The organism is Xanthomonas sp. AC360, from assembly GCF_979258225.1.
This window is the reverse complement of record NZ_OZ409846.1, coordinates 4,982,733-4,997,256: the sequence shown is the minus strand read 5'-3', so window position 1 is coordinate 4,997,256 and position 14,524 is coordinate 4,982,733. Positions and strand designations below refer to the sequence as shown.

Annotated in this window: 11 protein-coding genes and 1 other RNA gene; 7 read left to right on the top strand and 5 right to left on the bottom strand. The window is 61.8% G+C overall.

The features are described 5' to 3' along the window. The first annotated feature begins 6 nt into the window (after window positions 1-6). The gene (gene gcvH / locus ACZZ0O_RS21525) at window positions 7-402 is read left to right on the top strand and encodes a glycine cleavage system protein GcvH (RefSeq protein ID WP_055849316.1); all 396 of its coding nucleotides are present in this window, start codon (window positions 7-9) and stop codon (window positions 400-402) included. Between the two features lie 34 nt (window positions 403-436). Here gcvH and ACZZ0O_RS21520 read toward each other — a convergent pair whose 3' ends face one another. Further along, entirely contained in the window at window positions 437-877 is a 441-nt protein-coding gene (locus tag ACZZ0O_RS21520) for a hypothetical protein (RefSeq protein ID WP_463591803.1), read from the bottom strand. A gap of 35 nt (window positions 878-912) precedes the next feature. After that, entirely contained in the window at window positions 913-1,170 is a 258-nt protein-coding gene (locus ACZZ0O_RS21515) for a hypothetical protein (RefSeq protein WP_463591802.1), read from the bottom strand. A gap of 223 nt (window positions 1,171-1,393) precedes the next feature. Here ACZZ0O_RS21515 and ACZZ0O_RS21510 point away from each other — a divergent pair, with 223 nt between their 5' ends. After that, on the top strand, window positions 1,394-1,873 hold the full coding sequence (locus ACZZ0O_RS21510; protein ID WP_082473483.1) for a histidine biosynthesis protein HisIE: 480 nt from the start codon (window positions 1,394-1,396) through the stop codon (window positions 1,871-1,873). Between the two features lie 556 nt (window positions 1,874-2,429). Beyond that, window positions 2,430-2,505, top strand: a non-coding RNA gene (locus tag ACZZ0O_RS21505) — sX9 sRNA. Window positions 2,506-2,925: 420 nt separating this feature from the next. On the opposite strand, the gene ACZZ0O_RS21500 is transcribed toward ACZZ0O_RS21505, so the two are convergent. Next, the gene (locus tag ACZZ0O_RS21500) at window positions 2,926-4,269 is read right to left on the bottom strand and encodes a serine hydrolase domain-containing protein (RefSeq protein ID WP_311238716.1); all 1,344 of its coding nucleotides are present in this window, start codon (window positions 4,267-4,269) and stop codon (window positions 2,926-2,928) included. Window positions 4,270-4,636: 367 nt separating this feature from the next. On the opposite strand from ACZZ0O_RS21500, the gene ACZZ0O_RS21495 reads away from it, so the two are divergent. After that, window positions 4,637-6,007, top strand: coding sequence for an NTP/NDP exchange transporter (locus ACZZ0O_RS21495; RefSeq protein ID WP_463591801.1), 1,371 nt, complete (start codon window positions 4,637-4,639; stop codon window positions 6,005-6,007). 319 nt (window positions 6,008-6,326) lie between these two features. Beyond that, a complete protein-coding gene (locus tag ACZZ0O_RS21490) occupies window positions 6,327-6,680 on the top strand; it encodes a DUF1304 domain-containing protein (protein WP_055849330.1) in 354 nt (117 codons plus the stop codon). 238 nt (window positions 6,681-6,918) lie between these two features. Here ACZZ0O_RS21490 and ACZZ0O_RS21485 read toward each other — a convergent pair whose 3' ends face one another. Further along, window positions 6,919-9,393: an acyl-CoA dehydrogenase gene (locus ACZZ0O_RS21485; RefSeq protein WP_463591800.1), complete on the bottom strand. Its 2,475-nt coding sequence runs from the start codon at window positions 9,391-9,393 to the stop codon at window positions 6,919-6,921. Then, entirely contained in the window at window positions 9,390-10,313 is a 924-nt protein-coding gene (locus ACZZ0O_RS21480; RefSeq protein WP_463591799.1) for an alpha/beta fold hydrolase, read from the bottom strand. The genes ACZZ0O_RS21485 and ACZZ0O_RS21480 overlap by 4 nt, the downstream gene beginning before the upstream one ends. A 136-nt stretch (window positions 10,314-10,449) precedes the next feature. Here ACZZ0O_RS21480 and ACZZ0O_RS21475 point away from each other — a divergent pair, with 136 nt between their 5' ends. After that, complete coding sequence (locus ACZZ0O_RS21475) at window positions 10,450-11,058, top strand: TetR/AcrR family transcriptional regulator (protein ID WP_463591798.1); 609 nt, start codon at window positions 10,450-10,452, stop codon at window positions 11,056-11,058. A gap of 346 nt (window positions 11,059-11,404) precedes the next feature. Further along, a complete protein-coding gene (locus ACZZ0O_RS21470; RefSeq protein ID WP_463602856.1) occupies window positions 11,405-14,368 on the top strand; it encodes a TonB-dependent receptor domain-containing protein in 2,964 nt (987 codons plus the stop codon). The last annotated feature ends 156 nt before the right edge of the window (window positions 14,369-14,524 follow it).

The window sequence follows — 14,524 nt, the reverse complement described above, 5'->3', positions numbered from 1 at the left end:
ACACCCATGAGCGAGATTCCTGGCGACCTCAAGTTCCTCAAATCCCACGAGTGGGCCCGTGTCGAAAGCAGCGGCCGCGTGACCGTCGGTATTTCCGACCACGCGCAAGGCTTGCTGGGCGACCTGGTCTACGTCGAGCTGCCGAGCGTCGGCGACACCGTGCAGGTCGGCAACGGCGCGGCGGTGGTCGAGTCGGTCAAGGCCGCATCCGATGTCTATAGCCCGGTCAGCGGCACCGTGGTCGAGGTCAACGGCGCGCTGAGCGACAAGCCGGAAACCATCAACGAAGACGCCTATGGCGAGGGCTGGATCTTCGTTGTCGAACTCGACGACAAGGAGCAGCTCAACGATCTACTGTCGCCCGACGACTACGCCGAGCTGCTCGAAGACGACGATCACTGAGTCCGTCTTCCCTGCTGCGCACCGATGGCCGCTCTCAGAGCGGCCATTTTTTTTGGCGCGTCGCCGCTGTGCGGTGTGCGTTCGAGATCGAGATCGAGGGGGCGGTTGGGCAGCCACCTGCACGTGCTGACACTCGCAGGCTGGAAAGGCTGTTGGCGATGCGCGTGGAGGCATCCATGCGCGACCTGTCGCCGCACAACCGCCTGCATCCCGGTGCGCCGGATTTCTGACGTGAGTCGCTCGTGAGGGTCTGGGGTGTGCTCGGTGAAAAAAATTCGACGCTCGCAACATGCATCGATGACCGATCGACGTTGCGCAACACGCTGTCGGCGATGCGCAAGCGCACCTGCATGGCGATCGAACGGCGCAATAAGTTTGCGCATTTCTGCTCGTACGACGTCGGAAGCGGAGTTGTCGGATAAAAAATTTTCAGCTGGCGGACAGGCGGCAAGCGATGCCGCAACGCGTAGCGCATCGTCGCAGCGTTACCGCGCCCTGCATCGTGCGGATTTAGAGCGCTTGAAGAAAACAGCGGAAAAGAAGTGCTTTTTCGCTAACACTGTTGCGTGGGCGCGCGCTTCCAACCCATCCAGCTTGCCGCGCGCGGTGCGTTTGCCCGACTTCGATGGCGAACATGGCGATGGTCGGCTGAAAAAAAAATGCAAAAGAGTGTTGACAGTAAAAAAAAGCGTGATTAGGTTTCGCCCAGCAGACATTGCTGCGAAAGAGAGTGAGCAGAATCGACATCGAGCCGACACGCTTGTTCAAGACGTCCACCGAAGCACACTCAATGGTGGAGTCGGGTCCGCTTCTCTCCAAAAAAGCAGTTGTCGTTTCGACTACGCACCCGTGTCGCCGTTCGATGCGGGTGTTTCTGTATCCGTCCCGTCGCGCATTACCTGCGGACGGTACCCGACGACGGCATGCCGACGCGGGGTTTGGTTCAACTGGGCGTTTCACCTCCATAGTTCACTGACGAGGAGCCAATTACATGGCCACTAAAAAAGCTGCGAAAAAGAAACCCACCGCCAAAAAGGCAGTGAAGAAGACCGCCGCCAAGAAGGCGACCAAGAAGGTCGCTAAGAAGGCAACTGCCAAGAAAGCAGTGAAGAAGACTGCTGCCAAGAAGGCCGTCAAGAAGACTGCCAAGAAGGCAACCGCCAAGAAAGCAGTGAAGAAGACTGCCAAGAAGGCAACCAAAAAGACTGCCGCCAAGAAGGCAGTGAAGAAGACCGCAAAGAAGGCGACCAAGAAGACTGCCGCCAAAAAGGCCGTCAAGAAGGCCGCCAAGAAAGCAGTGAAGAAAACTGCCAAAAAGGCAGTCGCGAAGAAGGCGACCAAGAAGTCCGCCACCAAGAAGGCTGCTACCAAGAAGCCTGCTGTGAAGAAGGTCGCCAAGAAGAAGCCGGCCGCTCGCAAGAAGAAGGCCGCTCCGGTCGCGCTGCCCGCAACTCCGGCACCGCTGATCTGATCTGCAACACCCGATCGCCGTAAACATCGAGCTCTCTCCCCGACGCCCAGCGGGGAGGGAGCTTTTTTATTGCGCGGCTCCGTGACCACGTCCGATGCAGTGCGCGAATGCCGACCGTCATCGAGGCGACGTGGTTCGCGAGGTGGCACGGTCTGGAGCTGTAGCCAACCGCCAACCGCCAACCGCCAACGGCAACCGCCAACGGCAACGGCAACGCCAACGCCAACGCCAACGCCGAGAGCTTCTCAAAAAGAGAGTTCTGCGCGACGCATTGACGCGTCCGATGCATCACCCAAGGCTGCACTTGCGTTGAGGCGGCGATGCTTCCAACCCGTATCGATATCGGCATCGGTATCGGCGTTCCGGAGGGATTGTTCGGCCACCACTTGTCCAGTCCGATTCCCTGGGCCATTGGTCAGCTGGATGCAATGACAGTTTGCCGCCGTCGCACTGCCCGACGCCCGTCTCCCGACCACGCGACAGCCAGATGCTTTAGAGCAGCTAACAACACGACTGTGCTCACCGCCAGGCGGGCGCGGCCGGTGCTCGGTGCCGCATGGACCACACGTCCACTCCGGTTCTGAGTGTGCGGTCCACACCACCAGACGACTGCTCGCGACGTGTTGTTAGCGCTCTTGGTCCGATGCGTTGTGGTGCAGGGTGTCGTGGATCCAGCAATGACGCGTGCGGCAGCCTGACGGCGCCTGCGAGCCGGCGTCTTCGCACGAAGAAGGCGTGATCAAGGCGCCTGCACCTCTCGCGTCGATCCGCTGCCCAGCAACCGCATCCACTCTCTACATGCAAAGACGACGTGCAGCGGCGACGAACCAAGCCCAGCGGTGCGCCGCAGATGCAGTATCGCGTTGCAGCGTTGGTCTCATGCACGCCGAGCACGGCAAGCACGCCCCCCCCAAGCACGCCATGCACGCTGCCAGCACACGCCTGGCGCCAGGGCGTTCAAACCACCCGCAGACTCCAGCGATCAGAAACAACACAGGCGGCCAAGGCCGCCTGTGTTTCAGCATGCACCGCTACGGTGCCTGCGCTTCGCCTTAGCGCGGCGATGCCACCGACTTGCCCGACGACGCACCCTTGCCAGCCGGGTCGGCCTTCTCTGCCAGCATGTTCTCGCTGCCGAAGTCGCCGTCCACATCGATATCCAGCCAACGCTTGGCCGGCAAACCGAGGGCGCGGTCCAGAATGGTCGGCAGCATGCCGGAGGGCAGGCCGCTTTCGCCATTCCACATGATGGCGATACCGACGTCGCGCTCGGGCAGCAACGCGACCAGGCCGCGGTAGCCCTGCACCGCACCGGCATGGAAGACCACCTGGTGGCCCGCATAGTCGAACACGCGCCAGCCCAGCGCGTAGCTGGCCGCGTCCACGCGCTCATGGCGCCAGCCCGAACGCATTTCACCCGGCGTGGAAATCAGTGGCGCGTGCAATGTCGCCAGCAGCGGCGCAGGCAACACGTCGGTGCGATGGCCGGTATGTGCGAGCAGCCATTGCGCCATGTCGCTGGCGCTGGCATTGACGCCGGCAGCAGGAGCAAGACGGTAGTAAGTGGGCTTGGGCGTGAGCGACACCCAGCCGTTGCGGCTGCGCACGTGCGGGCGTGCCCAATGCGGACTGGCCTGGATGCCGGCCAGACCCATGCTGGCATCGTTCATGCCGAGCGGCTTGAAGATGCGGCGCTCCACCGATTGCTCGTAAAAACTGCCGGAGGCGGCGAAGACCACATCGCCGACCAGGCTGAAGGCAACGTTCTGATACGCATAGCAATCGCCTGGCGCGCACCGCAGCGGCGCGGCGGCCAGCTTGTGGCTCAGCGAGTAATAGTCGACGTTGGATTCGATATCGCGGTCGTAGGCATTGCGGGTCAGGCCGACGCGATGACTGAGCACCTCGGCGACAGTGAGCTGCCGGGTGGCGACGTTGTCGCTCAGCTGGAAGCCGGGCACGTAGTCGACCACCTTGCTGTCCCAACGCAACACGCCATCGTTGACCAGCAGGCCAGCCATGGTGCCGGCAAAGGCCTTGGACAGCGACGCCAGGCGGAACACGGTATGCGCATCGACCGGTTGCGGGTGATTGACGTCGGTGACGCCATAGCCGCGCGCGCTGAGCACCTTGCCGCCCTGCACGATGGCCATCGCCATGCCGGGCACGCGGTTGCCGTAGGTCAACTGGTCGGCCATCGATTCGAATGCCGCCACGTCGAAGCCGGCGGCCGGCGCCAACACGCTGCTGGCCGGCAACGAGGTGCGATATGGAAGCGGGGCGGTGGGCGACTGCGCGACGGTCGCCGGCTGCAGCGCATAAGCGGTGGGCGCGGGCGTCTGTGCCGTGGAAGAGAGGGCCAGAGGCAATAACGCCCCGAGCAGCCCGATGGCCAACGGACGGAACCGTCGGCGCCTGCGCATTACTGTCATGGTTGTCCCGCCTGTTCCACTGCTTGGAGCGATTCTAGCCTCGCGCTTCGCAATAGCACAAACTGCCGGAAGATGAATGGGCATCATATTGATCCTATTGACGATTTTGGTTCAGAAATCGGGCTGGTCAGGGCCGTGGCGACGCCATGCAGGGTGCACGCGAATCGGGTTGCAAGTGCCGTGCCGGGGCAGCCCACGTACGCGTCGCAGCATCCTGCCTCCGCTGCTGGTGGTGCTGCGCCGCATCGGCTAACTTGCGCGCTACTTCGTCAGGTGCTGCCGCCGCCATGTTCTTGTTGTCGGGCTCGTTCGCACGGGCGATGTTGACGCCATGAATCGTCCCTCTGCGCCGCGATCGGCGGCTGGCCGTCTGGGCGCTGCGCTGCGTAGCTCGCCACCGCTGGCGTGGTCGTTCCTGTATTTCTTCTGCCTGCTCAGCGGTTACTACGTGCTGCGTCCGGTGCGTGAGGCGATGGGTGCGTCGTCGGATGTGGCCGCGTTGTTTCCAGCCGGCATGATCGGCTTCTTCGCCGCGCACGGCATGCCGCTCAAGGACTTCACCTTGCAGGTGCTGTTTACCTGCACCTTCCTGATCATGCTGCTGCTGCAGCCGGTGTACGGCGCGGTGGTCAGCCGCTATCCGCGGCGCGTGTTCCTGCCGCTGGTCTACGGGTTCTTCATTGCGACCCTGCTGCTGTTCTACGTGCTGTTCGACAGCGGTGTGCCAGGGCGCGGGATGGCGTTCTTTTTGTGGCTCACGGTCTTCAACCTGTTTGCCGTGGCGGTGTTCTGGAGCTTCATGGCCGATGTCTTCAGCAATGCCGAAGCGCGCAACTACTACGGCTATATCGGCGCGGCCGGCACCCTGGGCGCGTTTCTCGGGCCGATCCTCACCCGCACCTTGGTCGAGCGCATCGGCATTGCGCACCTGATGCTGGTGTCGGCCGGGTTCCTGACGGTCTGCGTAGTGTGCGTGCTGCGTCTGCGGCTGTGGGCGGTGGCGCGCGAGCAGGAGCGTCAACTGGACTCCGGTGAGGTGCCGATGGGCGGCGACGTGCTCGGCGGCCTCAAGCTGATCGTGCGCGAGCCGTTGCTGCGCTGGCTGGCGTTGATGACGTTATTCGGCGTGGGCGTGGGCACCTTGCTCTACAACGAGCAGGCGGCGCTGGTACGGCGGCTCTATACCGATGCGGCGGCCAGCACCGCGTACTACGCCAGTATCGACCTGGCGGTCAACGCGCTCGCACTGGTGCTGCAATTGCTGGTGACGCGCGCGCTGTTGTCGCGCTTCGGCATCGCACCGGCGCTGCTGATTCCGGGGGTGGCCATCACCTTGGGGTACGCGGTACTGGCGGCGTCGCCATTGCCGCTGATGATCGCCATCGTGCAGGTGATCACGCGCTCCAGCGAGTTTGCACTGGCCAAGCCGGCGCGCGAAACTTTGTACACGCGAGTCAGCCGCGAATGGCGCTACAAGGCCGGTGCGGCGATCGACACGGTGGTCTATCGCGGCGGCGACCTGAGCTTTGTGTGGATCCACAAGCTGGTATCGGGCTTGGGGTCCACCGCGGTGTTCGGGGTTGGTCTATTGGCGGCGGTGGGCATGACGCTGGGCACGTTCGGCATGCTGCGCGAAGCACGCAAGTTGCCTGCAGAGCGCGATGGTGTGGCGGACGGGCGCGCAGCGGAGTCGCAGGGCTGACACGCGCCACGTGCTTGCAGCTGTGTTGTCGCTACGCATGTCGGCCTTGCCGGAACATCCATGGAGCGATGGCGCGCGCATAGTCGGGCGGCCAGGTACTGACGCGTGGTAGTGCTTGTGCGGGGCGTCTATCCCGCGACTGCGCGCGCACTCCGCAGCCAGCGGATGACAGCCAGCACGCGACATCGGTCATCACGCGTGGGCCAGTGCTGCGCTGGTGACGTCATCTCGTTCAAGGCACGATCTCTGTGCGTGTTGCCAGACAGCCGGCGCGGCATCGCGGCTATGCTTGCCGCCACGTCCACACGACTTTCTCGCCATGTCCCTGTTCGCGATCATCGCCGGCATCCTTGTCGGCCTGCTGCATGTCTACATCCTGGTGCTGGAGATGGCGCTGTGGACGCACCCATTGGGTTTGAAGACCTTCCGCAACACATTGGAGAAGGCACAGGCCACACGCGTGCTGGCAGCCAACCAGGGCCTCTACAACGGCTTTCTCGCCGCAGGTCTGCTCTGGGGCGCGCTGGCGGCACGGGTCGATGTGCTGAGCTTCTTCCTGGGCTGTGTGGTAGTGGCGGGGTGCTACGGCGCCTACAGCGTCAACCGCCGCATTTTCTTCGTGCAGGCGGTGCCCGCGTTGATCGCGCTCGGGTTGGTGTGGCTACCGCACTGAGGCGTCTGTTGGCAGGGTGTTTGCCTCTCGTAAGCAGGCTTGCCCGCGATGCCACATCACCGGTCACGCCGGTTCGCGGGCAAGCCCACGCCTGCAAGACAGCCACCTGAGACTGAGAGGTAGGCAGCCCATGGCTGCTCACATCTGCTCACAGCGTAACCGGGTGATGGGCGGCCCCCGCAAACAACGACGGCGGGCTAAAAGCCCGCCGTCGTCGCTGAGAACCTTGGCACGAACCTTACGCGGCTTCGCGCGGCTGCTGTGCCTGCGGCTTGTCGTAGAAGCTCGCCGCACGCAACTCGTGCGGATCGAAGTCGTCCACGGTGATGGTGTCCATCATGATCTCGCGCAGCTCTTCCAGCAGCTTGCGCTCGTCCACGGTGAGCACGCCCTCGGCCACCGCTTCGTCGAGCTGTGCACTGAAGTCGAGGGCTTCGATGCCCTTGGTCTTGAGCGCCTTCAGGAACTTGCGTTCCACCGGCTCGGCCATCACCGCCTTGGCCAGATAGCTGGAAATGCGGCCACCCGGGTTGTTGGCGCACGGGGTCAGAAACACACCCTGGGCCAGGCGATCGCGCGCTTCGTTCGGGGCCATCAGGATCGATGCCACACGGTGTCCCAGGCGGTCGCCCGGCGCTTCGGCACGGCGGCCCAGCGGGAAGATCAACACCCACATCAGCCAACCCACCGGGCGGATCGGGAAGTTACGCAGCGCTGCCGACAGCGCGGTTTCGATCTTATGCACGCTGTCGTGGAAGGCCCAGGCCAGCAGCGGCTGGTCGGCTGCCGGCGCGCCTTCGTCGTGATATCGCTTGAGCATCGCGCTGGTCATGTAGATATGGCTTAGCACATCGCCCAGCCGACCCGACAACGACTCCTTGAACTTCAACTTGCCGCCCAGCATCAGCATCGACACGTCGGCCATCAGGGCCAGGTTGGCCGAGTAGCGATCCAGCTTGCGGAAAAAGCGACGCGTGTATGCATCACCCGGCGCTGCGCCGATACGCGCACCGGTCAGGCCGAACCAGAACGAACGCACCGCATTGGAGATACCGAAGCGGATGTGCCCGAACAGGCTCTGGTCGAACTCTTCCAGACCACGGCGGGTATCCGGATCCTGCGCCGCCTTCATTTCCTTCATCACCCACGGATGGCACAGGATCGCGCCCTGGCCGAAGATCAGCAGGCTGCGGGTCATGATGTTGGCGCCTTCCACGGTCACGCCGATCGGTGCAGCCTGCCAGGCGCGGCCGGCGAAGTTGCGCGGCCCCAGAATGATGCCCTTGCCGCCGATCACATCCATCATGTCGCTGACCACTTCGCGGCCCATGGTGGTGCAGTGGTACTTGGCGATCGCCGACGGCACCGACGGCACGTCGCCACGGTCAACCGCTGCGGCAGTGGCCTGGGCCAGCGCACTGATCGCATAGGCCTTGCCGCCGATCCGCGCGAGCGCTTCTTCCACGCCCTCGAAGCGGCCGATCGACAGACCGAACTGCTTGCGGATGCGCGCATACGCACCGGTCACCACCGCGGCGTACTTGCCGCCACCGCTGGCGGTGGAGGGCAGGGTGATCGAACGACCCACTGCCAGGCACTCGTTGAGCATGTTCCAGCCCTTGCCCACCATCTCCACGCCGCCGATCAGCTGGCTGAGCGGAATGAACACTTCGGTGCCACGGATCGGGCCGTTCTGGAAGGTGGAATTCAGCGGGAAATGACGGCGGCCGATTTCCACTCCCGGGGTCTCGCGCGGCAACAGCGCCAGGGTGATGCCGATGTCCTTCTTGTCGCCGATCAGGCCGTCCGGATCATAGGCGCGGAACGCCAGGCCGATCAGCGAAGCGACCGGTGCCAAGGTGATGTAGCGCTTGTCGAAGGTGAGCTTGACGCCGAGCACATTTGCGCCATTCCACTCGCCCTTGCAGACGATGCCGTAGTCGGGGATCGAGGTCGCATCCGAGCCGGCAAACGGGCCGGTCAGACCGAAACACGGTACTTCCGCACCAACGGCCAGACGCGGCAGGTAATAGTCTTTCTGTTCCGGGGTGCCGTAATGCAGCAGCAGCTCACCCGGCCCGAGCGAGTTCGGCACACCGACGGTGGAGCTGACCACGCTGGAGATCGACGACAGCTTCTGGATCACCTTGTGGTGCGCCAGCGCGCTGAAACCCAGACCGCCGTATTGCTTGGGAATGATCATGCCGAAGAACTTGTTCTTCTTGATGTAGTCCCACAGCTCGGGCGGCAGATCGGCGTGGACGTGGGTGATTTCCCAGTCGTTGACCATCTTGCACAGATCTTCCACCGGGCCATCCAGGAACGCCTGCTCTTCGGCGGTCAACTGCGGCTTGGGGTAGTTGAGCAGCTTCTGCCAATCCGGGTCGCCGGTGAACAGCTCGCCCTCGAAACCGACCGAGCCGGTCTCCAACGCGATGCGCTCGGTTTGCGACAGCGGCGGCAATACCTTGCGGAAAAAGCCCATCAACGGCGTCGTCAGCAGCGGCTTGCGCAGGAACGGCAACAGCACCGGAGCGGACACCAGCACCACCAGTGCGGCAGCGACGATGGTGGCGGTGAGATTGGCACCCAGCAGCCAGCACGCCACCAGCACGCAGGCGCTGATCGCAACCCAGGTGGCAAGGCGCATGCGGTGATAGGCAGCGATACCCGCCGCCAGGATGACGAGGAGGAACGGTGCAACGATGCTCATGGTCTTGCTCCAGTGACATGCTCGGTGATGTTGGACGCTGCAATGGCGCCAACCGAGGACAGTGCGTCCAGATAATGCAACACGGTGGCGGTAAAGGTGGTGTTGTCGTCGCCTGCCAGCATGTGCGTGGCGTCGGCCAGCTGCACGTGCTGCGCATGCGGGGCGATCGACAGGAATTCGGTGATGTTGTCCGGCGTGACCAGATCGCTGCGCCCGCCGCTGATCAACAGCATCGGGCAACGCACCTGCGCTGCGGCTTCCACTAGGGCGTGCTGCTGCAGCTGCGCATCCTGACCGGCCAGTTCCTCGACCAGGCGCGGGTCCCAGTGCCAATGCCAACGGCCATCTGCGCGTTGACGCAGCAATGCTCGTAACTGATGCGCAGTCTTGCGCGGGCGATGCGGCAGATACGCGGCAATTGCATCGGCCGCCGCATCCAGCGAGGCAAATCCATCCGGATGCGCGGTCATGAAGCGCAGGATGCGCTCCACGCCCGTGGTGTCCCAACGCGGCGTGATGTCGACCAGCACGATCGCGCGGAACAGCCCCGGCCAGCGCGCTTCGGCAAGCAGCCCGAACAGGCCGCCCATCGAGGCAGCGACCAGCACCGGCGGCTCTGGCTGCTCGCCGGCCAACACAATCAGGTCATCGGTGAATTGGGTGGGCGAGTAGGGCAGATCGGCATCGTTGAAGCCCGAGTCTCCATGCCCGCGTGCGTCGTACGACAGCGCGCGGTAACCGGCCTGCGCCAGCGCGGTTGCCGTCGCTTCCCAGGCATGCCGCGTCTGCCCAAACCCATGCGCCAGCAGCACCATGGGTGCGTGCTGCGCACCCCGTACCGACACGGCCAGCTCCACGTCGCCAGCGCTGACGCGCGACATGGTCGCAATGGAGGCAAGCGTAGATGGAGATGTAACCATACCTAATGGTATGGATGCAGAGCGCCTGCTGTCAATACTCCCTCGTATGGAGTGTTAAGCCCTTGAATCATGGCAGTTGTCTGTCATTTTTGTGATGCATACTGCAACTGACCCAGGCGTATGGTTAAATCGCGCCATGAACGACATCACCGAATCCACCCCCACCACGCCCCGTGCCAGTTCCGGTCGCGGTAATCGCCTCAGCGCGGATGATTGGGCGCAGGCCGCGCTGGACCTGATCGCCGAACAAGGCGTGGGTGCCGTCGCTGTCGAGCCATTGGCGCGTCGTCTCGGCGTCACCAAGGGCAGCTTCTACTGGCATTTCCCCTCGCGCGACGCCCTGTTGCAGGCCGCCCTGGAGCGTTGGGAAATCTTCGAGCAGAAGGAAGTGTTCGGCAGTCTGGAAGACGTTCCCGATCCCAGCGCCCGTCTGCGCGCGCTGTTTCAGCTGGTCGCCCACGAAGTCAAACCGCACGTCATCTACAGCGAACTGCTCAAGGCACTCGACCACCCGGCCGTGCGACCGGTCATTGATCGCGTCTCGCAACGCCGCCTCGACTACCTGATCGCCTCGTTCCGCCAGGCCGGTCTCAGCCGCACCGACGCCCAGCATCGTGCCCGCCTGGCCTACGCGGCTTACGTCGGCTTCCTGCAGTTATCGCTGCAACTGCAGCAACCCAAACAGGCCCGCGAAGAATTCGAATCCTACGTCGAGCATGTGATTCAGACGTTGATTCCTGGGTAGAAGAGCCATCACTCAGCTGGGCGCCAGCGCTGGTTAGCTAGCGAATCAGTGCAATCATCGCATCACCCTCATGACACCGGTAGGCATCAGCTTCCGAACTCAGCTGCATATGGGTGCAGTTCCGCACTGTTAGCGGCCGATCGGCGTACTACTTAAATGGTCTCTTAAAGAGACTGTTATTTTCATTCTTGCGCAAAATTCACGATAAGACAATTTCTTGTTAACGCATCTTTAATTTTTCCAAGTTGATAGCTACTATCGGCGTCACCTTCGTTTTGGGTTCGTTTTTCGATCCCTCGAACGGTTGTTCATCACGCCACTATCAAGATCTCGGAGAGAGAGCTCAATGATTTACAAGACCAGCAAGCTTCGCGATGCGATTTCGTTCGCTATCGCGGTTGGCGCTTCCGCCTCGGCACTGCCGTCAACGGCAATCGCCCAGGACGCGGGGGCGACCAACCTCGATCGCATCGAAGTCACCGGCTCGCGCATTCGCCAGGTGGATACCGAAACGGCCCAGCCGATTTTGACAGTTAGCCGCGCTGACATTGAAAAGCAGGGTTTTTCGTCGGTCGCCGACATTTTGCAGAACATCAGTGCTGTGGGTACCCCGCCAATCAGTCGCGCGTCGCCGCTGTCTTCCGGCGAAGCAGTTGGTGGCACGTACATCAGCCTGCGCGATCTCGGCGCCGCACGTACGCTGGTTTTGGTCAATGGTAAGCGTCTGGGGATCACCACGGACGGTCTGCAGGACATCTCGACCGTTCCGGTGTCGTCGATTGATCGAATCGAGGTGCTGAAGGATGGTGCTTCTTCGATTTACGGTTCCGATGCAATTGCTGGTGTCATCAACATCATCACCCGTACCAATTTCGATGGCGCGACCGGCAGTGTTTACTACGGCCAGTACTCGCAGGGCGATGGTGAAACGACCAATGCGGACTTCGTGATGGGCGTGACGGGCGAGCGTGGAACGCTAACCGTCGGCATCGAATACGCGAAGGAAAACAAGGTTGCGGCTTCTGACCGTCCTTACTCTGAATTCCCGCGCTCGTCTAATCATCCGGATTTCGGTTGGACCGCAGTCGGTGAGTTCGGTGGTTTCGTGAGCCGCCCGGGTGACGCGCTTCCCAACGTCCGTTATCCGGCGGCAGCAACCGCAGCCAATCCCAACCGCGAAGTGCGCGTCTTGGTGCGCGACGGTGGAAACCCCGACAACCCGGCTGACTACCGTCTTCAGAATACCGATCAGACTGTCACCCAGGACAAGACCAACACCAATCGCTGGACCGACCTGCGCACTCCGCAGGAACGCCGCTCGTTGTTCGTCGACGGCTCTTACGACCTGACCGACAACGTGCGTTTCCGCACCAACGTGTTGTACAGTAATCGTGACTCGGAGCGCCAGATTGCGGGTTATCCGTACCAAGCGCTTGCATTCGGGTCACCGATGTCGGTGGACAGTGCGTTCAATCCACTGAATCGCGAAATTCCGAACTGGTGGCGTCGTACGACCGAAGTGCCGCGTACCACGCGTGCCGAACTGACCACCTACCGTTTCTCGGGCGCATTCGACGGTTCGTTCAACGTCGGCGACCGCATCTTCGACTGGGATGTGGGCTATCTCTACAACAACAACAAGCTGGTGCAGAGCGGTTACGGTGATCTCAATCTAACTTCGTTGCGTGCTGCTGTAGGTCCGTCCTTCATCAACGCGTCCGGTGTCGCACAGTGCGGCTCGGCTGCTGCCCCGATCGCGCTGGCACAGTGCGTGCCATTCAACCCGTTCATTGCTGCCGGCCTGTCCGGTCCGGGTGCTTTGACCGGCAACCAGGCTCTCCAGGATTTCCTGATCCCCACCACGCATGCAACTGCGGACACCAAGACCAAGGTGATCTCGGCCAACCTCTCTGGCAGTTTGTTCACCCTGCCGGCTGGCGATCTTGGTTTTGCAGTGGGCGCTGAGCAGCGTAAGGAAGAGGGTGAGTTCAGCCCTGACGCGCTCGCTCAGTCGGGAAATACCTCCGGTTTGGCCAACTTCCCCACTGGCGGCAGTTACAAGGTCGAGGAAGTGTATGCAGAGTTCAACGTGCCGCTGTTAGCGGACCTGCCGTTCGCTCGCGAGCTTGGCCTGAGCATGGCGACACGGTACTCCGACTACAACACCTTCGGTGACACAGTGAACAGCAAGTTTGGCTTCAAGTGGAAGCCGATCCAGTCGTTGCTGGTCCGTGGTACCTGGGCTGAAGGTTTCCGCGCCCCGACCATTTCCGATCTTTACGGTGGTGGTTCACAGTCTTTCGATTCCTACACCGATCCTTGCGATGTGCAGTTTGGTGCCTCGCGTAATAGCCCTGCAGTTCGAGCACGCTGTGCTGCCGCGTTGCCGGTCAATGCCAATACGTTCCGTCAGCAGGCCCAGGGTTTCGTGCCGACCACGGCAGCGTCCTCGCAGACACCTCTGGCGTTCCTGTCGGGCCCCAATGAAGAACTGACCCCGGAAACCTCTACCTCCAAGACCTTGGGTTTCGTCTGGAGCCCGGGCTTCGTAAACGGCCTGAACGTGTCGCTCGATTGGTGGCAGATTCGCGTGGAAAACACCATCATCGCTGACACGGCAAATCTGATCCTCAACGATTGCTATATCAACGGCATCACCGAGCGTTGCAATGCGTTCACCCGTGATCCTGTGAGCGGCATCGTCAATACCTTGAATCGTACTTCGATCAATGCCGGCTACCGTGAGGTTGAGGGTTACGATCTGGATCTCGGTTATCGCTTGGCCACCGACTCGCTCGGTACCTTTGGCGTCAAGTGGACAACCACTTACACCAGTCGCGACGACTTGGTGACCACCCGCACGTCCGTTACTAATCCGAACCCGCTGACGGGGGTGGGCTGGGCTGGAACGACCACGGGTACGCACTTCCGCGTTCGATCCAATGTTGCACTCAATTGGGATAAGGGCGACTTTGGTGCAAGTTGGACGATGCGTTACTTCTCCGGTTTGAAGGAATCTTGCCTTAGCGCGTCCCTATTCCCGGACGAGTGCAGTGATCCCAACTATCGCGCGCCGAACAATCAAGGCGTTTCGATTGGCAATCCAACCAATGAGCGTGGCGCGACCGTCTTCAACGATGTTCAGGTCCGTTGGAATGCTCCTTGGAACGCGACGATCTCCGCAGGTGCAAACAACGTGTTTGATCGTGTTGGTCCGACCTTGTACAGTCAGCCTAGCGCCAACGTTTCTTACTTTGGTGGCTTCGACATCGGTCGCTTCCTGTACATGCGTTATACCCAGCGTTTCTGATAAGCAGTTTGGTTGCTTGACTTAAGCTACGCCCCCGATTTCGGGGGCGTAGTTGTCTATGCGTTTTTATATCAGCATCTGAGCTAGTAGGGCTCAGGCAAGGTTTTTAAACTCGATTGAGGCTCTAATGTCTGCGGCGAATTCGCAGTATTCGTT

What these genes read in the sequence shown, in the direction of transcription:
- gcvH (WP_055849316.1), top strand. Translation starts at nt 7, where the DNA reads ATGAGCGAGATTCCTGGCGACCTCAAGTTCCTCAAATCCCACGAGTGG.
- ACZZ0O_RS21520 (WP_463591803.1), bottom strand. Translation starts at nt 877, where the DNA reads ATGCGCTACGCGTTGCGGCATCGCTTGCCGCCTGTCCGCCAGCTGAAA.
- ACZZ0O_RS21510 (WP_082473483.1), top strand. Translation starts at nt 1,394, where the DNA reads ATGGCCACTAAAAAAGCTGCGAAAAAGAAACCCACCGCCAAAAAGGCA.
- ACZZ0O_RS21495 (WP_463591801.1), top strand. Translation starts at nt 4,637, where the DNA reads ATGAATCGTCCCTCTGCGCCGCGATCGGCGGCTGGCCGTCTGGGCGCT.
- ACZZ0O_RS21490 (WP_055849330.1), top strand. Translation starts at nt 6,327, where the DNA reads ATGTCCCTGTTCGCGATCATCGCCGGCATCCTTGTCGGCCTGCTGCAT.
- ACZZ0O_RS21485 (WP_463591800.1), bottom strand. Translation starts at nt 9,393, where the DNA reads ATGAGCATCGTTGCACCGTTCCTCCTCGTCATCCTGGCGGCGGGTATC.
- ACZZ0O_RS21480 (WP_463591799.1), bottom strand. Translation starts at nt 10,313, where the DNA reads ATGGTTACATCTCCATCTACGCTTGCCTCCATTGCGACCATGTCGCGC.
- ACZZ0O_RS21475 (WP_463591798.1), top strand. Translation starts at nt 10,450, where the DNA reads ATGAACGACATCACCGAATCCACCCCCACCACGCCCCGTGCCAGTTCC.
- ACZZ0O_RS21470 (WP_463602856.1), top strand. Translation starts at nt 11,405, where the DNA reads ATGATTTACAAGACCAGCAAGCTTCGCGATGCGATTTCGTTCGCTATC.